The organism is Paenibacillus lautus NBRC 15380, assembly GCF_004000945.1.
GTDB classification, from domain to species: Bacteria; Bacillota; Bacilli; order Paenibacillales; family Paenibacillaceae; genus Paenibacillus_AQ; species Paenibacillus_AQ lautus.
In genome coordinates, this window is the sequence record NZ_BIMF01000005.1 from 175880 (window position 1) to 197611 (window position 21732).

Here is a 21732-nt window from a genome sequence, read left to right on the forward strand (position 1 = left end):
GTCATGTTTACTTCTTTACAGTTTTGGTATCCAGTGGCTGTCGTCACTTATGAATTGCTGCAGATTGTTACGGCGGGTGCTCATTTTACCAACCGTCTTATAATAAGCCTTATCCTTGTTATACAGCTCTATGAATTCACGTGCGGCATTCTTAGCACGGTCTTTGTTACCGGCTACCTGCGCATTATACGCCTTATTATATAGGGCAACCAGTTCTACAACGTTTTGGGAACGCTGCTTCTGGAGCATTGCGGCTTGGGCTTCTTGGGCAGCTCTTGCTTTCGCCTGGCGCTCTGCCTCAGCTTTGGCAGCCGCTGCTTCCTGGGCCGCTCTTTTCTTCTTCTCTTCCAGCTGAGCTAAGTACGCTTCATACTTGGCTTGATTGTCATATTTCTCCTGCAATGCCTGCTTCTTTTTCTTCTCTTCAAGCGATGCCAGATAAGCTTCATACTTCGCCTGCTTCTCATACTTAGTCTGAAGCTCGGCTTTCTCCTGTTCCTTCAGAGCCTGCTCAGCTTCTTCAGCCTTCTTGGCCTCTTCTGCCTTCAAGCGCTCCTCTTCCGCTTTCTTAGCCTCTGCTTCTTTCCGGGCAGCCTCTTCCTGCTGCTTCCGCGCTTCTTCTTCTTGCTTACGCGCAGCTTCCTCTTTCTCCTGCGCTTGCTGCTCGGCTAATCGCTGGGAATCCAACTGACGGTTCTCTGCTTTCTCCGCCAAAATCTGATTCACCGTAATCGCAGAACCTGCCAATATGACGATAGCCGCAGCGGTCGAGAGCATGAATTTACGGGATAATAACAGTGCTTTAAGGCCTTTGTTGGATGATTCTTCAGCCGGACGAAGCTGCTCCTCCAGCCCCTGTATAGCGGCGGCAAGCTCCACTTCAAGCGGACTGTCCTTCTTTACGAAATGATACGCGGATCGGAATATTTCCAAAGCACCGGAAAGATTACCCGCATCCTCCAAATCACGCGCCTGATGAAACAAGCGTCCAACCACATTATCGTTGACCTCCCGGGTGCCTGGCTCAATTCCGAGCGATGCCATAATTTCGGCCGGTACCTCCTGGGGAGTTTCAAAACGGGCTTCATTCGAATTGTCGTCATGGGCGGCAGCAGCGGCTATAACGGCTGGGACTTCCTCCACCACTTCTTCCTCACTTAATGATGATAATGCAATCAGCCACTCACCAAAGGTAGGGCAGCTGCTCAAATCCTGACTGTCCCAGGTTCTGCCGAACAGATCCGAAATCCGTGTACCCCAACGCTGACCCAGCGACTTTTTCAGTAAAAAATAACGCTCGCACGGGGTCTGCATTTCATGCTGATCAAAATAGCTTTCGCCCCATGCCCGATTAACGATTGCCGGATCGCTCCATCCCAGCATTTCCGCAATGATAACAGCACCTGCGAAACGATCAGCATAAGAACTCCATAACCCGCTATGCACCGTTCGATGAGCCGCATAACCAGGAGAGCCAGCAAGCAAAACATCAGGTCGGTCCATTTTTGGACTGTACATCTGCTCCACATCGACAAGCTCAACGGCGGCAGCGCCTTCCGGCAGCTTCACTTCCGAAAAAAACGGAAGCATGACATTAGGCGCAGACAGGTCGCAGTGGGCTAATCCACGCTGCTCCATGCTTGAGCCGATGGCTGCCAATGCCTTGGCAAGCATCAGACTTTCAGAACGTCCAAGATTACGCTGATCGCTTATAACGTCAAACCAAGTACATCCATGAATCCATGGCATGATGACCGCGTAGAGCAAATCCGGATATTCCGCTATCAAATCTCCGTTTCTTTCGGGAGTGAGCACCTCTCGACTGCTTACCTGCAAACCCGGTATCTCGCGATAATTCCCCATATGTTCGGATTGATACACCATAGCCGGAATTCTGAACTTAGGAAAAAAGACTTTTAGTGCTTTGGCTTCATGCAGCTCCCCATCCACAGGGATCAACTGGTAGACGATTCCCTGCCTCCCAGCTTGGGCATAGGCTACGCCTGGCGCTGCGGGATGCTGCCCTACTGTATAAGCCGTTCCATTTACAACAATCCCATCGCCCGGGTTTGGCTGAAATGTCATGAACGTCATCCTCTCTTAACTCCGTTACCTAACTCTATAACTCTATTAACCAGAATGTTATATTCTAAACATCCAAAATTGCAAGAAAACCGGGTTATCTTCCACCCGGTTTATTCTGCCTATTAAACTATTATAAAGCAAAAGTCTCCGAATGGATATTAACGGGATTCGTCAGCCATACGGAATTTCTGAGCGATCGCTTTCAGCTCATTGCTGATGCTGTCAAGCGTTTGTACGAAGGAGTTCATCAAGCGACTTGCTTCCTGGAATTCCTGGAAAAAGCGCTGCTTCGTCATACCATCCCATTGACCTTCCATTCCGTTGATCGATTGAGTCAGGCTGTTAACGATTTGCTGACTTTGATCACCGCTCTGTTTAAATTGGTTCGCTACTTGCTCGACTTGCTCTGGCGTAATTAAAATACGTCCTGCCATTTATGTAACCTCCTAGAAATTCGTTTTCTGGTGACACTTGACATCTTAGCCCAAGAGCCTCAGTTTATCAAAATGTCCTCAGACCTAATTTCCAGTTACCCTATACGTCCCAATTTGAAACATTTACCATCCCGATTATCCCGAAAGGAATAGGGATTTAGTTGGCAATTCCAAACGAAGACGGATCGGTAAAGGTCCAGCCTTGCCCGGATAATGCGGCTTGTTTGGCCGAATCCCCGTTATCTCCACTGGTCATGCCCACGGCAGCGGCTACCGAACTCGGGTTCGATATAACCGTGCTGGAGTTTCCATATTCCGGAAGTATGGACGAGCGTCCATCCATCCCGGAAGCTGCAAACAGAGCCGTCGGTGATACGGTACTTACGATTGCATGCTCCAAAATCGTATGGTACTGATGATCCGTTTCTTGAAATTGATCGGCTTTGCTTTGAAGATGCTTGCCCAGCTGAGCAAGAAGAGCTCCCAGATGCTCTCCAAGACTCCGGGCAGACTGCCACTCATCAATAACCGCCGCTTTGAGAGACGTCTCCCAAACGAGTGATTCCATAGCTTGGTTGAGCGTTCTCGTAATCGCTAAATATTCATCGCCACTATGCTGCAGCTGACGGCTTAACGTCCGGAGAGACTCCGGCTCGACAGAAATACGCATTGGTCCTCACCTTTCATACAGGCTCTGTTACTGTTTCAGCCACATGAGTAGCATATGACGAAACTGCTCTTTGGTCGCTGGCGCTGCGGTTAACCAGTCCTGGTCTCCCTCCAGGCTCATACGCAGCAGCCAATTCATGGACTCGTTCACTATAAATGCTGCATTTTGACTTTCCCAGCTGATTCCGTTCCATATCGACAGCTGGAGTTCCCCCGAAGACACCTTGTTTTTCATACATTTCGCTAAAGCGATGGAACCCTCCGCATCATCCGTCAACCTGGCCAAGCGATCGCCGATATCATCGCTGTTCTGTTCGGAAACGGAGGTGTAAATATCCCCGAACTCCTTCCGGCTAAGCAATAAAGCCGGAATATCCCCCCAGTTTTGGTCGCTTAGGGCCAGATCCTGCACCAGTTGATCGCAGGTTTGTTCAATGGTACCGAGTTCGCTAAGCATGTAACACCGGTTGTCATCGCCGCTTCTGCATACTTGTATTACCCGTTCGTCAGTAACATGCAGATATCCTTCAAATGCCGAATCCTGATTTTCATATTTCAACCAGCACGCTCGTTCCGCAAGTCCGGCAATAGCCACTCGTGAGAAGACTTCGGGTGGAATCGACAATTCCCCGCCTTCCTCTTGAATCAAATATTGCTTGCTTAGGAGCGATTGTTTGGTTTTCTCCCACTCAACCGCGATTTCTTCCGTTAAAAATCCTACAAAAGGATCTTCAACACCAAGTAATCGGTCCGATCCGATAATTCCAGCCAAGAAGAAAAATTCCTTGTCATTCAGCGTGATCGTTTCTTGTTTGGAAGCATGAATTGTCAACATTATGAGCCACCTCCCCTCAAACTACAACATGCCATCGGTCGCGAATTTCTGTGACCCATCTCTGGGCGTTCCATTCATCATCAAACGGAACTGCGCCTTTTATTCTGGAAAATTTACGTTTTACGTAGTACCCCTGTCCTGGCGGAAGTATTTTTAGTCCTCCAGGACTATTAGAAGATTCGGAAAAAGGAATCCGGAAGAACGATAAATCGTTCGAATCCAATGTTCCGAATAAAAATCCGTTTTGTGCAGCCTTGATATCGGTAAACCAATCGACGCCATACGTCGGGAAATCCGCCGGCACGCCGGCAACGACCACATGTATCCTGCGGTCCCTTCCCTGTCTGACGATGGCTGACAGCTGGTCCTTCAAGGTGAAATCCGAAAGCTGCTTGCTGAGCACGTCAGCGTCATCAATCATAAGCAGGATAGCCGGATCCTCACTGTCCTTCGATCGGGTCTGAACCCGTTCATAAAGGCCTGAAATGAGCGGAGCCAGGTCTTCCTCATTCTCCGCATGCCCACGGACATGCGGAAGATGGTTCATCCGACTCAGACCGCTGCTTCCATAGCGCGTATCTACCGTATAGATTTCCAGCTCATCCGGCGATGTATGATATGCAAGTGATAACATCCAGCTTAGGAGGAATGACGTTTTACCGCCTTCCATCGGACTCGCAACAATAAAATGCGGCCCATCCTCCAGATTGATCGCAAAAGGAGTTAAATCATCCGTAGCCACACCGACAGGAACCTGATACTTCACCGTTACTGCCGCTTCATAAGGCTTTTGCACCTTAAGCAGCTGATGGAGCGGAATCTTATCCGGCAATGATTCGATCCGCGGCGCTTTTTCACCATGCCATGATTCCCGGTATACGCGAATCATATCGCGAAGCGCGGCCGAACGGTCTCCCTCTTCCTGGCCGGAAGCCGGCAAGGCCGTTTGAAATTCAAGCGGCGGCACCTGGCCTTTGACCAGTCCTCTTCCTGGCGGAAGCTGGCTTGGGGCTCTTGTAGGACGACCCACCGCATAATAATAATCGGCCGGATCGGCAAGTTCGTACGATACCGCTTGTGAGATATTGCTCCGGACCTTCTCGAACATATCCGAAATCCGGTTTGCCGTAATGATAAACGTGATCCCCAGACTGCCGCCTTCTCGCAGCAAGTATTCAAGCATATCGTTCTCATCCGGATAGGAATTCCTGAAATTCAGATAACCGTCAATAACGACAACCAGCTGCGGAACCGTCTCCGTGCTGCCACGGCGGTAGGATGCAACGGTCTTCACGCCAGCCTCGGCTATCATATCCTTGCGAACCGCAGCCGTTTTCGTAAGAAAACGGAACAGGCGCTTGATACGATCATCTTCCTCTGCAGTCATGACCCCTCCGATGTGAGGCAATCCTGCGAAGTCCCGCATCATTCGGCCCATATCCACGATATACCCATGCCAAAAGTCCGGGGTGTACCGGCTGGCCAGCGACATCAGCATCGTTTGAATAAAGGTGGTCTTACCGAGTCCGGGCATCCCATATACGGCCCAGTGGCCTTGCTCCAGATTGAGCACCAGCGGCTTCTGGCATTGGTTTGGCAAATCGTCAACCATCCCGACATAGGACACAAGTGCCGAATCGCCGTACGACACCGGCTGTTCGATGCCGGACTGTACTCCGTCCAGATCCAGACTCTCCGGAAGCGGTGGAAGCCAAGGACCCTGGAGCCGTTCGATCCCTTGCTCCTTGGCCACTTCCGCTACATGGTCAATAAACACCTGCAGCTGTTTGGGCACTTCCAGATGTGCCCCCAGGGATGGAGTGGACGCAAGCAGCGGCTCCGTCTTCCCGTTGATCCGGACCTCGCGGATCGAGATTGCGCCAGGCGTATCCTTCTCTTCAACGTAAGGAGCGCCGCTCCAAGCAAACTGCATTTCTTCAAACACTTCATCGCTGCCCACCTGGAAGTAGCCTCGTCCGGGCTTGTTAATCCAGGCTGCATTCGGAATCTTCAGCATATCACGGCTGTCGCCCTCGCTTTGTACCCGAAGACAGATCCGGAAGCGCGAGTTACTCCAAATTTTATCGTCTACGACGCCTGCCGGTTTCTGAGTCGCAAGAATCAGATGGACACCCAGCGTTCGCCCGATTGCGGCAATGCTGATCAATTCATCCATAAATTCCGGCTGGTCTTTCTTCAGCTGTGCAAATTCATCAATGATAATCACGAGATGCGGGAGCGGTTCGCCATGCCGATTGCGCAGCAGCTTGTAATACTCGTCGATGTGCTGCAGGTTTCCCGCATCGTTCAATATTTTCTGGCGGCGGACCAGCTCGGCTTTCAGCGACACCTTCGCCCGCTCGATCAGATTGTTGTCCAAATTCGTTATAGTGCCTACCACGTGGGGAAGGTTGACAAACGTATTGGACATGCCGCCGCCCTTATAGTCGATAAGCATAAATGCCAGGTCATGAGGGTGAAACTCCGATGCCAGGGAAGCAACGATGGATTGGATAACCTCACTTTTCCCCGAACCGGTCGTTCCCGCGATCAGACCATGCGGTCCATGACCTTGACGCTCTATTTTATCATGAAGATTCAAATTAATCTTCTTTCCGCCCGCCCGGACACCCATGGGAACGGGTAATGAATCCGGATATCGGTTCTGCTGCCAGCGTTTGGATACATCCAAATCGTTGATTTTCTGAATATCCATCATCTCGAAAAGTGCCAAAACGCTAGGGATGTCAGATGCAGAAGATCGCTTCAGCCGAATCGGCGCCATATACCGGGCCAATGCTTCGATCTGTTCCCTGCTGACGTGATGGGATTGGAAGGATTGCTTGGAGACGGTGCCGTCCGGTTTCTTAATCGTGTACGCCGCCTGCTCCCGATCAACCTCAACGATAAGCTGGCAGTGCATCGGCAAGCTTTCTTTCCGGTCGGACAAGATGATGGTGACGGCATCAGCCGCATCGGCATCTTCCATCAACAGAGGCAGCAGTGGTTCTTCCTCAATTAATTGGGCAGCGGATAGGATCACGACATAAGCCGGCGTCTCAATCGATTTTTTTCCATGTTCGGAGCGATTGTTTTTACGCCGGTATAAATGGGTAAATATTTCATCAGCAAGCTGATGCGCATTGCTCCGTCGATCCGCAAGATAGCGGCTGGAACGGTCATCATCCCAAGTATGGGGCAGCCAGCGCAGCCACTGCCATTCGCTCGCTTCCTTCTCCTCGTAGAAAGCGGCGATTTTCACTTCGTCAGGCGAGTGCCTTACGGAGGTTTGGGCCATCATGACGCGAAGCATATTTAATACGCGTTCTCTTCCGCCGACGATCCCTATGACCTTGGATTCGAATAACGGCAATGCAATGGAGGCATCGTCGACCGTCTGGAACTCGGCTGACAGCAATTCGGCTGCTTCGATTAACGGGTCCTTATCATACCCGTCCGCACGGGGCGGCTTCACATGAATGTGAAACGGTACTTCCCCCTTGCCCACACAAATTTCCAGAAAGTCCTTGTCTTCCGGGGAACGTTCCCACAAGCTGCTGCTCCGGTTCTTCACAACGTTGTAACAGACGTCCGGATCCCCATGGATATCAAACAGAATATGAACCTGATCCTCCTGCCGCTCCTTCAGCTCTTCCCGATGCAGATCTAGCTGTGCCCGGTACTTCTGATTGCGTTCGGCCAGATTCTTCTGATAAGTCTTCTTGTTGCTTAAATACATGAAGAACGGCAGCGTGTAGGATGTAAGCATCATAAAGATGGAGAGCATCTGGAACATCATGTAAGTGGGATTCCCCATCTTACCGCTCACGTTCATATAGACATAGAAACCAATTGTCGCAGCCGTCATAATAATCGGGATAATGATGGCAATCATCGAAAACGACGGTTTGCTTGGCTCGGACGGCGGTCTCAGAATCTCCAAGTCTTCATTCGGTAAAGCCGGTCTAATACGCGGCGAACGTTGGTACAACACGTTCATGTGTCACTTCCTCCTAATCCAGAGCATCTGAAATGTACAATTATGTATTTTGCTGTTTCAATCAAAACCAATCGGTTATTTACCCAATCTTAGCTTTCTTGAAACAACGATCTTCTGCCGTAGACAGGAGCTTCCTCGGTTGTTGTTGAGAATGCCCGTTGTAAACGGATATAGGAGCCTTCTCTAAGTCCTGCTTCAACCAGATTAGAATGGCCCCCCACCGTAAACCACAAGCCTTCCGGGAACTTTGCTTCTAATATATATTGAATCCCTTCACCCGAGGGTTCACGAAAAAGACGTAGCCCCAGCAGCTCATTCAACCGTTCAATGGAGCACTCATCGGGTACGTCGATATCAAACCAATCCTCTTCATTTCGCCCGCTGATCACGGTGAGTATCATCTAAGTCGACCCACTTTCCCAAAAATGGTAATCCTTATGTTTATTCCATATGCGAAGTCCAATCACCTATTTCAATAGTTACAAAAAATAGTTACATTATTGTAATAATATCATTCCAAGGTTAGTTCTGTCAATTTGTGTCATATTTCCTATTTCCTATTTTTCACGTGGGTTTGTTAGTCCGGAGGGACTATTTATGTATTGATTATAGGGTAAAACCGGGTTTTTCGACGGTAAAATATTGTCGTTCACAAAAATGTCACGCTCAGAAAAATGATGCTGATTAATTCTATGAATTTAAGGTTATTTTAAGATTGGCAATTTATAATGCAAATATCATGAAAAATCTTTCGTGAGGTGATTGATATGAAAACACTAATCATGTTCCAAAATAAGCCGGTTCCCGTATACTTTACAACGGATAGCAAGCAGCCGGTACAGAAGGTACTAAAACTGCTAACCAGCGCGCTTGACCATAAAATTCAAACCGGCAAAAAGGCGCTGCAAAAATGCCTCAATTCCCTGATCAGCATTGAAATCGAGGGATCCGAGGCAATTCTTCACAGCAAAAGCGAAAACGACTCTCTTGCGCTATCTCTCTTTTAAAAAAGAGGGGTAGCCCTTTTTTTGTTTAACCCCATTATAACCCGTAATGACGATCCTCGGCTATCTGCGCTCTCTGAATTCGGATTTGAAACAATTTTACGAGATTTCTCCGCGTTGTGATCTCCTGGCAACTGTTCAATTTTTTTAATATAAACCGATCGATGGACATACTGTTCATCCCTCCATTCTTATCTTGGAAAAACGACCCTATGTTCTGATAACTTCTATTAACCGTGCCTTTTGAAGATTAAACGAGACTTCCTTTCGTTTAACAAAGCTTCTTATCATTCGACGATTTTCTGGCAACAACCCATTTTATAATCAGTACCTTGCATTATTCAGTACTAAATGATATCTTATTGTAGACCACTACTGAATATTAATCACTACCTCGTGATGAACAGCATGATCAAGGACTTATGAAAGGAGGTATCTGCCGTATGAATGTCAGTATTCAATTCAAAAAAGGCGTTCTCGAACTCTGCGTGCTGGTGTTAATCCATCGCAAGGACCAATATGGGTACGAGTTGGCTCAAGCGGTATCGAGGCATATTGAAGTTGCCGAAGGGGCATTGTACCCTCTCCTTCGCCGCCTCGTAAATGAAGGCTATTGTACGACGTACCTCCAGGAATCGACCGAGGGTCCGCCCCGTAAATATTATAAGCTGACGCCCAGCGGAGTGATTTATATGAAAGCCATGGTAAAGGAATGGCAAGCTTTTGTGGGCAATGTGACCAATCTGATAGAGGAAGGGAATTTGTATGACTAAAAAACAGTTTATTTCGATTTTGGAGTCGCGGCTTTTAACGCTTCCTCCCGACGAACGACAGGAATTCATTCAAGATGTGGAGTCCCATTTTATCATTGGCATGCAGAATGGACGAACCGAAGAGGAAATCGCACGTGAGCTGGGAGATCCTTTTGAAATGGCTAAAGAAGCGTTAGGCGATCGGTATGTGGATATGGATATGCCTGCTCCGGCAGTGATCCGAAGACCGTCTTCAATTGGCAAATATGCGACTATGGTTGGAGTGTTCTTCTGTGGATTGGTGGCTGTTCCTTTTCTGGCCGCATTGTGGTCCGGCGGTGTCGCCATTGCTCTGGGAGCCCTGGCAACCTTGCTGAGCCCAGTGCTCGTTCTGCTTGACTATATCGTAAACGGAACGTTTTATCCGGCCAAATTATTCTTATCCATCTCTTTGATCGGAATCGGCATCTTCCTCGGATATGCCACACGCTCAGCCATGGTTGGATTGTTATCGTTAACCTCGAGGTACTCAAGATGGAATACACGCTTGTTGAAAGGTCGTGACGCACAGTGAACAGAAAATGGTTGTTCAGTTTAGCAATCGCACTTATATTGGTAGGAATCGTCGGCATGGCTGCGAACAAGTTTAAATTCGGTGAAGATCTTGTCAGCTATCAGAATCGATGGGATCTGCAGGATGCCGTAAATTTGAAGAAATTAACTATTGCCAGCAATATTAATATCAGCTTCGCGTTTGAGGACAGCGGCGATTCGAACGGGTATATCGCTTTTGACGGCAAATTAAAACCGGAGCATGTCGATATTCTTAAAAACTTTAATCCATCGGGCCCTGAGGTGGAATTGGATCTGACTACTCCTTCCACTTTCCAGTTGATGAGTGTGGACTTTCGTTCACCGAAAGGAAAACTGACCATTGGGCTTCCATCAAGCACGCAACTCGACGAACTTGATTTATCAACACTCTCAGACAATATCCAGGTAAGCGGAGCTTCCTCCAAGATGGTTGACATCTCCGTGAAGTCAGGCAACATCAACATGAGCGACATACGAGCCGATCAGTTGAACGTAGAGAATATTTCAGGCAATATTCGCGGCTCCGTCATTCAGGCCTCCACGCAAATCGTCAATCATTCGGGAAAGGTCGAATTGAAAGATATGGAAGGCCCCTTGGACATCGAGGTCACTTCCGGCAATGTAAACGTAGGATTGCTCGGCGTTTCATCGGTAAATATCCTGTGCAGATCCGGCAACGTGAAAGTGCAGCCTGACCCTTCATTCCGCGGATTCTATGACCTTAAGTCGCTCACCGGATCCATATCGGCGCCGGAATCGTTGAAGGAAACAACCGATACCATCCAAGTGGAATCGTACTCCGGAAATATCGACATCGTACAGTAAGACGTTGTTGACAAACAATAAAAATGAAATATACTATACTTTATAAAGTAAACCATACAACAAGGAGAGTTTTCATACATGTCTAATGTACTATTCATCAAAGCAAACAACAGAGCGATCGAACAATCGGTAAGCGTCAAAATGTACCATGCATTTTTGGAGTCCTTCAAAGCAAGCCATCCGGAAGACCAAATCACGGAGCTTGACCTTTTTGCAGAGAATCTTCCTTATTATGATAGCACTGCCATCAACGGTATGTTTAAAGCTGCCCAAGGATTGGAAGCTACCCCGGAAGAGCAGGCGGCTGCTGCGAATGTGAGCAAATATCTTGACCAGTTTCTTGCTGCAGACAAAATCGTGCTCGCGTTCCCATTGTGGAACATGACCGTACCTGCCGTTCTTCATACCTATATCGACTACCTGAACCAAGCAGGCAAAACGTTCAAATATACGCCTCAAGGCGTTGTTGGTCTCGTAACTGGCAAAAAAGTCGTTATCCTGAATGCACGCGGCGGTAACTATTCCGAGGGACCTATGGCTGCGGCTGAGATGGCCGTTAACTTCGTGATGGGCAATCTTCGTCAATGGGGCGTACAGGATATCGAAACCCTGATCATCGAAGGCCACAACCAATTCCCTGATGATGCGGAAATGATCGTTCAGAACGGTCTTGAGCTCGTTAAAAAGGCTGCTGCCGGTTTCTAATCGAACTTATACGTACTAATATCACTGATCGTTATACACAAAAGCCACCTTCCACTGTCTTAGGCAGTGAAAGGTGGCTTTTGTGTTCATCCCGTTTAAACCTTTTCCCATCGGGTCCATAACTCACGCGGGTTACGACTATAGATTTCGTGGTCACGGTTCATATATTGATGAATGATAATTTCCCGCCGGATGGTCGCATAGTCCGCATGATAACGCTTGATAAACGCATTGATGTCCTTTTCCGGATACTCTTTCCCTGCTTCAAGCTGTTCTACCAGATATTCCAATATGACGAGTTTCTTCTTGTACTGGGCCGGAATGGAACGCAGCGTTCCGTCTTTCGTTATAAAATTCCGGAGAACGGATGTTTTATAGGCTTCGCTAGCAGTCGTTTCCATCATTTTTCTTCCTCCATTCTAGACATAATTTCGCAAACATCTAATTTAATATTCATCTAATTAGATGTTAATCGAATTTGAAATGTTTGTCAAACCCTTTCTGCTTTACGTCAAGTCAGCCGGGCTCCATACCGTCAAATCTGGATTTATCCTTTTATTTGCTGTAGGATTATTATGCTGATCGATAACGTAAGGTTAATACATAAGGAGGTTCACCATGCTCGACGTCTTAATTATCGGCGCAGGCCCATGCGGTCTCTCAGCTGCCATTGAATGCCGCAACCAGGGCCTCAGCTGCGAGATCATCGATAAACACAATGTAGTTCATTCCATTTATCTCTATCCGACGCATATGCAGTTTTTCAGTACGGCTGAAATGCTTGAAATCGGAGATGTTCCGTTCGCGATATCGAATGATAAACCGTTTCGGCACGAGGCTCTGGCCTATTATCGCAGAGTTGCCAGTCACTTTAATCTGAAAATCTCCCCATACGAAGAAGCGCTCACCATAACCAAGCAGCCTGACGGCAGCTTCCAGGTAAAAACCCAGCGCCGCGGTGGTGTAGAGTCCATGCGAGAAGCCAAACACGTAGTCATTGCTACGGGTTATTTTGATCATCCGAATTATATTGGCATTCCTGGTGAAGACTTGGAGAAAGTAACCCATTATTTCCGGGAAGCCCATCCGTATGCAGGGATGAAAACCGCGATCATCGGCGGCAGTAATTCCGCTGTGGATGCTGCCATGGAGCTTATCCGTGTCGGAGCCGAGGTTACGATGGTATACCGGGGTGAGGAAGTTTCTCAGAACATCAAACCTTGGGTACGTCCTCTGTTCGACAGCATGGTGCAGAAGGGACATATCCAGCTTCACCTGAACTCGCGTGTCGTCCAAATCGCGGAGTCTTCCATTACCGTTCTGTCGAATCAAGGCCAGGAAACGATTATTGAAAATGATTTTGTACTGGCATTGACCGGATTCCGTCCTGACCGCAAACTGCTCGCCTCCTCCGGCGTCGAACTGGATGAAGACATGGAGAAGCCCCTCTATCATCCGGAGACGATGGAGACTAACGTTCCGGGACTCTATGTCGCTGGCGTCATTGCATCCGGTCGGAATGCCAATGAGGTGTTCATTGAAACAGGCAGACTACACGGTCGTTTGATTGCCGAGCATCTGGTCTCGAACGCTTAACCAAAAAGTCTATCGACGTATATTCTTAGAAGACAGACTGCGTTTAGATGAGTTTTTCTTGCGATATCAGGAAGGTTTACACTTCGCCGTTTATACTTTCTGATATCTTAAACATAAGGAGTGATTCCCCATGGACGTAACTTCACTCATCCTGCTGGCGATGGCGGGACTTGGTATTATCAGCAGCAATTCTGCAGTGACGATTGCGATGCTGGCACTGCTGCTTATCCGCGTAACCGGCTTTCAGCAAGCATTCCCATGGCTGGAGAAATACGGACTGACTCTAGGCATTATCATTCTCACCATAGGTGTCATGTCACCGCTGGCCAGCGGCAAAATGAGTCTGCAAACGATCGGCGAATCATTCCTGAACTGGAAATCGCTTTTGGCCATCGCCGTCGGCATGCTTGTCGCTTATCTGGGCGGTCGTGGTGCCACACTGATGGGAAGCAATCCTACCGTGGTTGCCGGTCTTCTCGTTGGCACGGTGCTTGGGGTCGCCCTGTTCCGCGGCGTACCCGTCGGGCCGCTCATTGCTGCCGGTCTGCTGTCCCTGCTCATCGGCAAATCGTAAGGAACAGATGCAGCTCTTTTTTATCAATAACATAAATAGAACAATAACCTCCCTGCCGGTTCATGAACGTTTGGGGAGGTTTATTTGTTCTATATTCAAGCCTTGTATCAGACGGCTCATTACCATATATAGTCTGTTTTATGGTATGATAGCTATCGTGTTTTAGCGTTTTTTCCCGTAATCCCTTATGAAATATGATGTATCAGGAGGTAACACACTTGTCTTCAACGAATACCGAATCGGCTGCTGCTCCCCTTAGGCAGCTTCCCATGCTGCTCTTCAGGCAGCTGCGGCCAAAGCAATGGACCAAAAACCTGCTTATATTTGCAGCCCCCCTCTTCTCATTTGAAGGGGTAAATCCCGGCGTGCTCTTCGACACCTTGATCGGTTTTTTCCTGTTATCCTTCGTATCCGGCTGCGTCTATATTGTGAACGATTATGCCGATCGCGAAGCGGATCGCAACCATCCGGTGAAAAAATACCGTCCCATGGCCTCGGGTGCGCTACCGCCTAAGCTGGCTATTATATTCGGGGCTCTGCTGCTGATAGCCTCGCTGGCCGTATCTTATTTACTCAATCCGCTGTTTACCGTGTTATTGGTGCTCTATTTTGCCATGAACGTAGCTTATTCCTTCAGGCTGAAGCATGTTGTCATCATTGACATCATGATTATCGCGGCCGGGTTTGTGCTGCGCGCCATCGCAGGCGGACTGGTCATCCACGTCCCGTTCACGCCATGGTTCCTTCTCTGTACGATGCTGCTATCGCTCTTCCTGGCGATCGGCAAGAGACGGCATGAGCTTCATCTGCTGCAGCATGACAAGGGCTCTCACCGCAAGGTGCTCGATCAATATTCGTTCGATCTGCTGGACCAGATGAGCAGCATTGTCACAACAGCAACGATCATCAGTTATTCGCTGTTTACCTTTACCTCCGGCAGAACCGTTCACCTCATGTGGACCATACCGTTCGTCATTTACGGAATGTTCCGCTATCTTTATCTGATTCATATCGAGAAAAAAGGCGGGGCTCCGGACCGGGTGCTCCTGGAGGACACTCACATCCTGGTCACCGTGATTCTCTATGTCATCAGCGTTATCGGAATTTTGGTATACTTTGAATAATACAGAATCGGTAAATTGAGGGAAACTATATGAATCAGAAATTCGCAATCTTTGACATCGACAAAACGGTCATCCATACGGACTCTATGTTTCGATTTTTAAAATATGGCATACGGAAAAAACCGTCCACGGCACCCATCATTCTGAAAGTCGTGCTGCATTCCGTGCTGTACAAGCTCCGTCTTCTGGACGCTGAAAAGGCAAAGAGCGCTTATTTCCATGCGATGCGCCATATGGATGATGCAGACCTGAAACATTTTTATGAAACGGAGTTGAAACCTGCCATCTTCCCGGATGCGATGAAGGAAATGCAGCGAAAAAAAAGCGAGGGCTACCATGTGCTGCTCGTAACGGCGTCCCCTGACGCTTACATGAGATACTTTGCTGAGCTTCCTTGCGTCGACACGGTGATCGCTACGAAACTTTCCGTACGGAACGGACGCTTTACGTCGATGATCGAAGGGAACAATTGTAAGGGGGAGGAAAAAGTGAACCGGATTCAGCAGTACTTGAACGAGCGGCAGCTGACCATTGACTATGCAGCTTCCTGCGCTTACTCCGATTCCTTGTCCGACCTCCCGATGTTCGGGCTCGTCAAACACAAATATTTGATCAATCACAAATCCGCTCAGGGATGCGAGGGATTAACATGGAACAGATAAAAGCGCAGAGCGCCCCGCGCCACCTGGGCAAGCTGTTCATGGTCTTATCGGCTTTTTTGACGGCTACCGGCCAGCTGTTCTGGAAATGGGGCCACGCCAACTTGCTGTACATGGGAATCGGTTTTATCTGCTACGGCCTCGGGGCCATTCTCATGATCAAATCATTTTCCCTGGAGAAGCTGTCCGTGGCCTATCCTCTGATGTGCATCAGCTATATTGTGGCTCTGTTTTATGGTGATTTTTTCCTGGATGAACCATTGACCCTGCAAAAACTGGCAGCCGTCGCCCTGCTTGGAATCGGGGTGACATTAACTTCCTATGAAAAATGACGGGTTCCTGTACTTGCTCCTGCTCCTGATGACTTTGCTTGGCTCGCTGGGCAGCGTATTCTTCAAGGGGTATACCGCAAACAAACAAATCAAGCTGCTGCTGATCGGCTTTCTTAGTTACGGACTAGGAGCATTATTAAACATATACCTTCTGGGGGAGCTACCCTACACGCTGGTTATGCCTGCCAATGCACTGACGTTCCTGTGGGCCTTGCTGTTTGCCAAATGGGTATTCAAGGAAACCATCGGGATCCGGAAAATCGCCGGCATCGCTTTTATTATATCCGGATTGCTTCTGCTGATCTGGTAAGCGAATGCAGCTAAAACCTATTCAGAGTACATATAATGGAAAGATTGGTGGAACGAAAAACATGACTTTTTTCAGTTATTTATTTCGACATAAAAAAGATAATTACACGGCGATCGGCCTAAGTATCTGTCTTGCCCTATGGTATGTTTTCATGAACCTTCCGTTCATAGCCTACATCAAGGATCATGCAGCCGAGTTAATGCCGCACAGCCCGTTTTATGGTGCGCCTTTCACATTGAATCTGTTCAACTTCGATCCTTCGATGGAATATGGACCGGAAAATATCTCAATCATCCATCCGTTCATTAATTTTCTAACCAGTCCGTTAACGACGATGATCGGGAGCGCGAACCTCCCTTATCTTCTGATTCAATCGGTCTTGAATGCCTTTAGCGCAGCGCTGGTCTATTACATCGTCCGAAGAAGCGGCGCCGGCTGGCTGTTGTCCTTCGTAACGGCGGCTTTTTTCGGTATCAGCTCTTATACGCTGTTCACGGCGTTCATACCGGATTCCTACGCTTATGCGCAGTTTATGATCATTTTATCAGCCGCTTACTTGCACTATTGCCGATTGGAGAATCGGTTTGCCGTCCTGCTGAATGCCTCCCTGGCCCTGATTAATTTCGGCATCACGTCTACGAATGTTGCAACGTTCGCAGGAGCGCTGCTGATCAGCCAGTTCGATAAAAGACAGAAGGGCACGTTTAAACGGTTTATCATGATCATGCTGGTTTTTCTGGGAATGGCGGTGATCGTAACCCTGCTTCAACACTTGCTGTTCTCAGGTAAATCGTGGATCGCTAACGTGTTTTCAAGCGTGCAGAACGGTGCCCTCAGCTACGTTTCTCCTTTTTCATTCGAGCACCATTCACGAGTCTTCTATATGCTGTTTGTAAGTCCCATCCTGTCGCCTGAGCTTGCCATGATCGATCCGGGAATCGCGGCATTTGTGACGAATTTGGCCAAGCCGTATCCGATTCATGTCCATATCGTCGGTATCGGGATGCTTGTCCTTGCGGTTCTATCCTTCATGAAGGGTATCCGCTCCCGCGATACCTGGGCATTCAGCATCTATATCCTGTTCGCGATTCTGCTGCACATCATCGTTGGGTTCGGTTTGGCTACTTATGCTTACGATCTATACTTGTACGCAGGACATTATCTGTTTGCTCTGTTTGTGCTTGCAGCACTGTTTATTGCCAAAACGAAGAACCACCGGATTCAACAAGCTCTGACCGGCATCATGGTACTGTTCCTGCTGATCACCTTGGTGAACAATATCGTGTTGCATGGACAGACGCTGGACTATATTCAGATGACCTATGACACGGTGTTCAAAAATATCGAGAAATAAGCCTTTAAACACATCAAAAGACCCGTCCCACTGAAGCATGGCTGAACACCATGCCTTAGAAGGACGGGTCTTTAATATTAATTCTCCAAATGCTGCACGTTGTATAGTCTGGCATAACTTCCATCTTGATTCATCAGCTCGCCGTGCGTGCCTTGCTCTGTAATTCTGCCATTCTCCAGCACCACGATTTGATCGGCATGCGTAATGGTTGAAAGGCGATGAGCCACGATCAAAGTGGTGCGGTTGTTGGACAAGGACTGCAGCGCCTGCTGTATCAGATGCTCGGACTCCAGGTCCAGCGCCGAAGTCGCCTCATCCAGTACCAGAATGTCCGGATCCTTGAGGAAGACACGGGCGATCGCAAGTCTCTGCTTCTGCCCACCCGAGAGCTTGACGCCACGTTCACCCACTTCCGTCTCATAGCCCTGCGGCAGCTGGGTGATGAAATCATGGGCATTGGCGGCTTTGGCAGCGGCGACGATTCTCTCTTCATCCGCTTCCGGATTGCCAAACAGAATATTTTCACGAACGGATCCGCTAAACAGGAAGTTGTCCTGCAGTACCATGCCAATCGATCCGCGCAAGCTGTCCAGCGTCAAATCCCTGACATCGTGACCATCCACCTTCACTGCTCCCTGCTGTACATCGTAAAATCTCGGTATCAATCCGATCAGGGACGATTTGCCGCCGCCGCTCATGCCGACAAATGCGACCGTTTGCCCCTGCTTGATGGTCAGGTTAATATCTTGCAGCACCCAGCCCGCGGCATCATTGTACTTGAAGCATACGCGGTCAAACTCGATCTGTCCCGCTGTCTTGAGCGTTTTGGCATCGGGCCGGTCCACGATGTCATATGGCTCGTCCATGAGCTCCTTGACCCGCTCCAGCGACGCTGAAGCCTGCGTCAGCACCGTTGACGAGTTGATCAAGCGACGTAGGGGTGCATACAGCCTGTCGAGATAGCCAAAGAAGGCAACAAACGTACCCAAGGTCAGATCTCCCTGAATCACCCGGTACCCCCCGTAACCGATAACCAGAATAGGCGCAATATCGGTCAGCGTGTTGATGATCGAGAAGGTGAGCGCATTCCAGCGGGTCTGCGCCATCGCTTTTTTCAGGAAATTACCGTTGATGCCTTCGAACTTCTTCTGATCATAACGCTCGAGGGTGAAACTCCGGATGACCGAGATCCCTTGAATCCGCTCATGCAGGTACGCTTGAATGCCGGCGAGAGCCTGCGACCGGTCCTTGGTCAGACGCTTAAGTCGCTTATACAGCAAATTCACCGCTAACCCGTAGAGAGGAAGGATCGAGATGGCAACCAGCGTCAGAACGGGATTCATGAAGAACATAACGATTAATACGAACAGCAATGTAAACATATCCAGCCAGATGTTCATCATACCGACTTCTACCAGGTTCTTGGATTGTTCCACATCATTGATAAAGCGCGATATCGCCTCGCCTACCTTGGTATTCTGATAGTAACGAAGGGATAGACGCTGCAGATGGGCATATAGCCGATTACGCATATCAAATAAAATACGACTGGTAATGAATTGGGCAAAATACTGCCGCAAGTATTCCACCGGACCACGCACAACGACAAACAGCACCAGTGTCCCGGCAAGAATCCACATCAGATCCTGGATTTTCTGTTCGATGGTCATCTGCTGGTTGATCAGCAGATCATCCACGACATATTTCATGATCATGGGCAGCAATAACGGGATTGCAAATTTGATCATGCCGATAATAAGGGTCAGAATGATCCACTTCATATAGGGCTTAACGAATGGGTAATAGATTTTCCATGATTTCAAAGGTGAGCACAGCCCCTTTCTTAAGCAACTTCCACGCGGTTGTTAGGCGACGAGCAGTTGACATTTATGAACTTCAGTGCTTTATTAGTTCTAAACTTATGAATTGTATCACGTCTTGCAGGAGGATTTAGTCATGACCAGAATTTTCGTGACGGAGGCCGTCATGCTGGCCATTTACGGTCAGCTGTTAGTACCACTTAAACCCGTCGAGTATATCATTCCGTACACTACCATTTTGGAATTATATGAGCTTCATACCACCGAAGAACATCTCATGAATAGTAGTGCTGATGACCAGCACGTCAAGATAAAGATCGGAGAATTGATTTCCTATTTTGAAGAGCCGCTGAACAAAAAGAAAATTGAGCGGGCCCTGCAGGTTCCCTGGTCCAAGAGCCCTACCATTCCCGTGAGTGAAACTACCCGGGTCTCGGTAATGAACACCATGGACACCGCACCCTATGGGGAATCCTTCGATCCTGTCGAAACCGAGCTGCTGCTGGCATCCCAAAGAGCCGAGGCTCCCATACTGACTGATCAATACGAATTGATTCAGCGTATCGTCGAAAGCGCTCTTCCCGTTCAGGTATATGATATCGACGATTTTGACTTTGCTTTGGAGGTCCCGCTGTCCGGGCAGCCATAATGAATCATAGGTACACACCTTCGCATGGCAAAAGGAGTCCCTTCCCCCCGGTTTGAATGGGGCAGGGACTCCTCATGTTGACCGAAAAAAATTCCCCGTGCGGGGAATTTAAGGCGTATAAAACTGCCACCACTAACTTAGCCTCAGCTGTTCTTATTTATCTTGTCCAGCAGGCGGACCGTGATCGCATCCATTGCGGGCAATGCTTGAAAATCAAAATATTTAAGAGACACTTCCGTATTAGGGGACAAATGAATGGCACTGTGCAGACCGGTTGCCGCGTACACACCTATCACATAATACACTTCATCTCCACCAATTTGCTTCTTCATATACTCCGGACCAGACACAAGGTCCAAGAGTCGCATATCATCCGCTGTCAGGCCGCTCTCCTCCCACAGCTCTCTGGACGCTGTGTCTTCAAGAGCTTCGCCGGGCTTCAGGTTTCCGAGTGGAAGTCCCCACTCGTCCTTGTTCTGCCGCTTCAGGAGCAGGATCTCTCCATTATCGTTCAGCACAAGCACCGCCGCTTTTACGCGGACCACCGAACGTTTGCCGATGTATTGGCGAATATCACGGTGATATACGCTCATCTTGGGAACCTCCTTTCCCTAGATGGCGCTGCAGTCTCTCATCAGGTTAATTTACTGCGCCCTCTTCTTCATAAATATACGAAATGTCATCCAAGGATTCCTCATATTTCACGCGGAGCGTATACCCCTTCAAATACCATAAATCCTGTTCTTCCATAAAGAATGTTACCTCTTCGGAACGCTCCGTCAGTCCCGCTTCTCTTGGTTCTTCTACCGAAATACCGAGCGAAAAGCCGGGATGGAGGCCTCCGCCTGAGCTATATCGTGGAAAGAAGCGAACGAACGTGCCTGCCTGAAGGTCAAGTTCCTTCTTGTACCAACGTGCCGCCTGATCGCTGACTTGAATTTGCATGTGTCGTACACCCTCCTTAGACGTCATATGATGTTGACCCCTATCTGTTAGCAGACCGGAGATCTTAGGAACGGTATCCATATTTAGTTGCAATATTATCATAACGCATACGTACGTTAGGATACAAATCATTTTGATAATAAAATAGTGACATAAGGTTCTAACCTACCTTCACTATCAAATATCTTACGATGATCCTGAAAAATAAGTTTGACACATTCCAGTTCATGGTGATAAAATTCAGTCCATACGAGAGCGATTTGAATAAAATGTAAATTACGAAGAAAGGGTGAGTGACATGTTTAAATTGTTTGCGATGGATCAAGATCATCAGGATCATCATTTCCTACAATTAAATATGGATCGACTCCCCAATGGTGCTGTCTCATCATCATCATGCCTCGTTCATTCATTGCCAGAATGATCAGAACGAAGCTGCTAACCGTTGCACGGAAGTCATGATCAC

The 21732-nt window shown here is 48.3% G+C and carries 23 protein-coding genes; 13 read left to right on the forward strand and 10 right to left on the reverse strand.

Going from position 1 to position 21732, the window contains the following annotated elements:
* Window positions 1–15: 15 nt before the first annotated feature.
* From PLA01S_RS11970 to PLA01S_RS11995, 6 genes are all read right to left on the reverse strand, one after another.
* Window positions 16–2085 carry a hypothetical protein gene (locus PLA01S_RS11970; RefSeq protein WP_127592426.1) on the reverse strand — a complete coding sequence of 690 codons (2070 nt, stop codon included), beginning with the start codon at window positions 2083–2085 and terminating at the stop codon, window positions 16–18.
* 158 nt (window positions 2086–2243) lie between these two features.
* Window positions 2244–2519, reverse strand: coding sequence for a WXG100 family type VII secretion target (locus PLA01S_RS11975; protein ID WP_006211202.1), 276 nt, complete (start codon window positions 2517–2519; stop codon window positions 2244–2246).
* A 157-nt stretch (window positions 2520–2676) separates the two neighbouring features.
* The gene (locus tag PLA01S_RS11980; protein ID WP_127592427.1) at window positions 2677–3189 is read right to left on the reverse strand and encodes a WXG100 family type VII secretion target; all 513 of its coding nucleotides are present in this window, start codon (window positions 3187–3189) and stop codon (window positions 2677–2679) included.
* Between the two features lie 27 nt (window positions 3190–3216).
* The gene (locus tag PLA01S_RS11985) at window positions 3217–4023 is read right to left on the reverse strand and encodes a hypothetical protein (RefSeq protein WP_127592428.1); all 807 of its coding nucleotides are present in this window, start codon (window positions 4021–4023) and stop codon (window positions 3217–3219) included.
* 16 nt (window positions 4024–4039) lie between these two features.
* Window positions 4040–8023: a type VII secretion protein EssC gene (gene essC / locus PLA01S_RS11990; RefSeq protein WP_127592429.1), complete on the reverse strand. Its 3984-nt coding sequence runs from the start codon at window positions 8021–8023 to the stop codon at window positions 4040–4042.
* 89 nt (window positions 8024–8112) lie between these two features.
* Complete coding sequence (locus tag PLA01S_RS11995) at window positions 8113–8424, reverse strand: hypothetical protein (protein ID WP_100537977.1); 312 nt, start codon at window positions 8422–8424, stop codon at window positions 8113–8115.
* A gap of 366 nt (window positions 8425–8790) precedes the next feature.
* Between PLA01S_RS11995 and PLA01S_RS12000 the strand changes: the two genes are divergently transcribed.
* From PLA01S_RS12000 to PLA01S_RS12020, 5 genes are all read left to right on the forward strand, one after another.
* Entirely contained in the window at window positions 8791–9030 is a 240-nt protein-coding gene (locus tag PLA01S_RS12000; protein ID WP_006211206.1) for a hypothetical protein, read from the forward strand.
* A 440-nt stretch (window positions 9031–9470) separates the two neighbouring features.
* Window positions 9471–9800: a PadR family transcriptional regulator gene (locus PLA01S_RS12005; RefSeq protein ID WP_100537978.1), complete on the forward strand. Its 330-nt coding sequence runs from the start codon at window positions 9471–9473 to the stop codon at window positions 9798–9800.
* Complete coding sequence (locus PLA01S_RS12010; protein ID WP_127592430.1) at window positions 9793–10353, forward strand: DUF1700 domain-containing protein; 561 nt, start codon at window positions 9793–9795, stop codon at window positions 10351–10353. Before PLA01S_RS12005 ends, PLA01S_RS12010 begins: the two co-directional genes overlap by 8 nt.
* Window positions 10350–11198, forward strand: a complete 849-nt coding sequence (locus PLA01S_RS12015) for a DUF4097 family beta strand repeat-containing protein (protein WP_164817411.1) — start codon at window positions 10350–10352, stop codon at window positions 11196–11198. Before PLA01S_RS12010 ends, PLA01S_RS12015 begins: the two co-directional genes overlap by 4 nt.
* Window positions 11199–11276: 78 nt before the next feature.
* A complete protein-coding gene (locus PLA01S_RS12020; RefSeq protein WP_127592431.1) occupies window positions 11277–11903 on the forward strand; it encodes an FMN-dependent NADH-azoreductase in 627 nt (208 codons plus the stop codon).
* 95 nt (window positions 11904–11998) lie between these two features.
* Here PLA01S_RS12020 and PLA01S_RS12025 read toward each other — a convergent pair whose 3' ends face one another.
* The gene (locus PLA01S_RS12025) at window positions 11999–12304 is read right to left on the reverse strand and encodes a DUF2087 domain-containing protein (protein WP_127592543.1); all 306 of its coding nucleotides are present in this window, start codon (window positions 12302–12304) and stop codon (window positions 11999–12001) included.
* Between the two features lie 217 nt (window positions 12305–12521).
* Between PLA01S_RS12025 and PLA01S_RS12030 the strand changes: the two genes are divergently transcribed.
* From PLA01S_RS12030 to PLA01S_RS12060, 7 genes are all read left to right on the forward strand, one after another.
* Window positions 12522–13499, forward strand: a complete 978-nt coding sequence (locus PLA01S_RS12030; RefSeq protein ID WP_127592432.1) for a YpdA family putative bacillithiol disulfide reductase — start codon at window positions 12522–12524, stop codon at window positions 13497–13499.
* 130 nt (window positions 13500–13629) lie between these two features.
* Window positions 13630–14073, forward strand: coding sequence for a DUF441 domain-containing protein (locus PLA01S_RS12035; RefSeq protein ID WP_015736251.1), 444 nt, complete (start codon window positions 13630–13632; stop codon window positions 14071–14073).
* Window positions 14074–14270: 197 nt separating this feature from the next.
* Window positions 14271–15197 (forward strand): decaprenyl-phosphate phosphoribosyltransferase, encoded by a 927-nt coding sequence (locus PLA01S_RS12040; protein ID WP_174819211.1) that lies wholly within the window; start codon window positions 14271–14273, stop codon window positions 15195–15197.
* A gap of 29 nt (window positions 15198–15226) precedes the next feature.
* A complete protein-coding gene (locus PLA01S_RS12045) occupies window positions 15227–15859 on the forward strand; it encodes an HAD family hydrolase (RefSeq protein WP_127592434.1) in 633 nt (210 codons plus the stop codon).
* Window positions 15847–16188 carry an EamA family transporter gene (locus tag PLA01S_RS12050; RefSeq protein ID WP_127592435.1) on the forward strand — a complete coding sequence of 114 codons (342 nt, stop codon included), beginning with the start codon at window positions 15847–15849 and terminating at the stop codon, window positions 16186–16188. Before PLA01S_RS12045 ends, PLA01S_RS12050 begins: the two co-directional genes overlap by 13 nt.
* Entirely contained in the window at window positions 16178–16498 is a 321-nt protein-coding gene (locus tag PLA01S_RS12055; protein WP_127592436.1) for an EamA family transporter, read from the forward strand. Before PLA01S_RS12050 ends, PLA01S_RS12055 begins: the two co-directional genes overlap by 11 nt.
* A gap of 61 nt (window positions 16499–16559) precedes the next feature.
* A complete protein-coding gene (locus PLA01S_RS12060) occupies window positions 16560–17852 on the forward strand; it encodes a DUF6080 domain-containing protein (RefSeq protein WP_127592437.1) in 1293 nt (430 codons plus the stop codon).
* A gap of 77 nt (window positions 17853–17929) precedes the next feature.
* Here the strand turns inward: PLA01S_RS12060 and PLA01S_RS12065 are convergent, their stop codons facing one another.
* The gene (locus tag PLA01S_RS12065; protein WP_127592438.1) at window positions 17930–19675 is read right to left on the reverse strand and encodes an ABC transporter ATP-binding protein; all 1746 of its coding nucleotides are present in this window, start codon (window positions 19673–19675) and stop codon (window positions 17930–17932) included.
* Between the two features lie 133 nt (window positions 19676–19808).
* Here PLA01S_RS12065 and PLA01S_RS12070 point away from each other — a divergent pair, with 133 nt between their 5' ends.
* Entirely contained in the window at window positions 19809–20321 is a 513-nt protein-coding gene (locus tag PLA01S_RS12070) for an ADP-heptose synthase (RefSeq protein ID WP_127592439.1), read from the forward strand.
* 143 nt (window positions 20322–20464) lie between these two features.
* Here the strand turns inward: PLA01S_RS12070 and PLA01S_RS12075 are convergent, their stop codons facing one another.
* Together PLA01S_RS12075 and PLA01S_RS12080 are read right to left on the reverse strand one after the other, a co-directional pair.
* Window positions 20465–20914 carry an NUDIX domain-containing protein gene (locus PLA01S_RS12075; RefSeq protein WP_127592440.1) on the reverse strand — a complete coding sequence of 150 codons (450 nt, stop codon included), beginning with the start codon at window positions 20912–20914 and terminating at the stop codon, window positions 20465–20467.
* Window positions 20915–20960: 46 nt separating this feature from the next.
* Window positions 20961–21266, reverse strand: a complete 306-nt coding sequence (locus tag PLA01S_RS12080) for a HesB/YadR/YfhF family protein (protein WP_100537990.1) — start codon at window positions 21264–21266, stop codon at window positions 20961–20963.
* Between the last annotated feature and the right edge of the window lie 466 nt (window positions 21267–21732).

Excerpts from the sequence above, each read along its gene's own strand:
- PLA01S_RS11970 (WP_127592426.1), bottom strand. The coding sequence starts at position 2,085 with ATGACATTTCAGCCAAACCCGGGCGATGGGATTGTTGTAAATGGAACG.
- PLA01S_RS11975 (WP_006211202.1), bottom strand. The coding sequence starts at position 2,519 with ATGGCAGGACGTATTTTAATTACGCCAGAGCAAGTCGAGCAAGTAGCG.
- PLA01S_RS11980 (WP_127592427.1), bottom strand. The coding sequence starts at position 3,189 with ATGCGTATTTCTGTCGAGCCGGAGTCTCTCCGGACGTTAAGCCGTCAG.
- PLA01S_RS11985 (WP_127592428.1), bottom strand. The coding sequence starts at position 4,023 with ATGTTGACAATTCATGCTTCCAAACAAGAAACGATCACGCTGAATGAC.
- essC (WP_127592429.1), bottom strand. The coding sequence starts at position 8,023 with ATGAACGTGTTGTACCAACGTTCGCCGCGTATTAGACCGGCTTTACCG.
- PLA01S_RS11995 (WP_100537977.1), bottom strand. The coding sequence starts at position 8,424 with ATGATACTCACCGTGATCAGCGGGCGAAATGAAGAGGATTGGTTTGAT.
- PLA01S_RS12000 (WP_006211206.1), top strand. The coding sequence starts at position 8,791 with ATGAAAACACTAATCATGTTCCAAAATAAGCCGGTTCCCGTATACTTT.
- PLA01S_RS12005 (WP_100537978.1), top strand. The coding sequence starts at position 9,471 with ATGAATGTCAGTATTCAATTCAAAAAAGGCGTTCTCGAACTCTGCGTG.
- PLA01S_RS12010 (WP_127592430.1), top strand. The coding sequence starts at position 9,793 with ATGACTAAAAAACAGTTTATTTCGATTTTGGAGTCGCGGCTTTTAACG.
- PLA01S_RS12020 (WP_127592431.1), top strand. The coding sequence starts at position 11,277 with ATGTCTAATGTACTATTCATCAAAGCAAACAACAGAGCGATCGAACAA.
- PLA01S_RS12025 (WP_127592543.1), bottom strand. The coding sequence starts at position 12,304 with ATGGAAACGACTGCTAGCGAAGCCTATAAAACATCCGTTCTCCGGAAT.
- PLA01S_RS12030 (WP_127592432.1), top strand. The coding sequence starts at position 12,522 with ATGCTCGACGTCTTAATTATCGGCGCAGGCCCATGCGGTCTCTCAGCT.
- PLA01S_RS12035 (WP_015736251.1), top strand. The coding sequence starts at position 13,630 with ATGGACGTAACTTCACTCATCCTGCTGGCGATGGCGGGACTTGGTATT.
- PLA01S_RS12040 (WP_174819211.1), top strand. The coding sequence starts at position 14,271 with ATGTATCAGGAGGTAACACACTTGTCTTCAACGAATACCGAATCGGCT.
- PLA01S_RS12045 (WP_127592434.1), top strand. The coding sequence starts at position 15,227 with ATGAATCAGAAATTCGCAATCTTTGACATCGACAAAACGGTCATCCAT.
- PLA01S_RS12050 (WP_127592435.1), top strand. The coding sequence starts at position 15,847 with ATGGAACAGATAAAAGCGCAGAGCGCCCCGCGCCACCTGGGCAAGCTG.
- PLA01S_RS12055 (WP_127592436.1), top strand. The coding sequence starts at position 16,178 with ATGAAAAATGACGGGTTCCTGTACTTGCTCCTGCTCCTGATGACTTTG.
- PLA01S_RS12060 (WP_127592437.1), top strand. The coding sequence starts at position 16,560 with ATGACTTTTTTCAGTTATTTATTTCGACATAAAAAAGATAATTACACG.
- PLA01S_RS12070 (WP_127592439.1), top strand. The coding sequence starts at position 19,809 with ATGACCAGAATTTTCGTGACGGAGGCCGTCATGCTGGCCATTTACGGT.
- PLA01S_RS12075 (WP_127592440.1), bottom strand. The coding sequence starts at position 20,914 with ATGAGCGTATATCACCGTGATATTCGCCAATACATCGGCAAACGTTCG.
- PLA01S_RS12080 (WP_100537990.1), bottom strand. The coding sequence starts at position 21,266 with ATGCAAATTCAAGTCAGCGATCAGGCGGCACGTTGGTACAAGAAGGAA.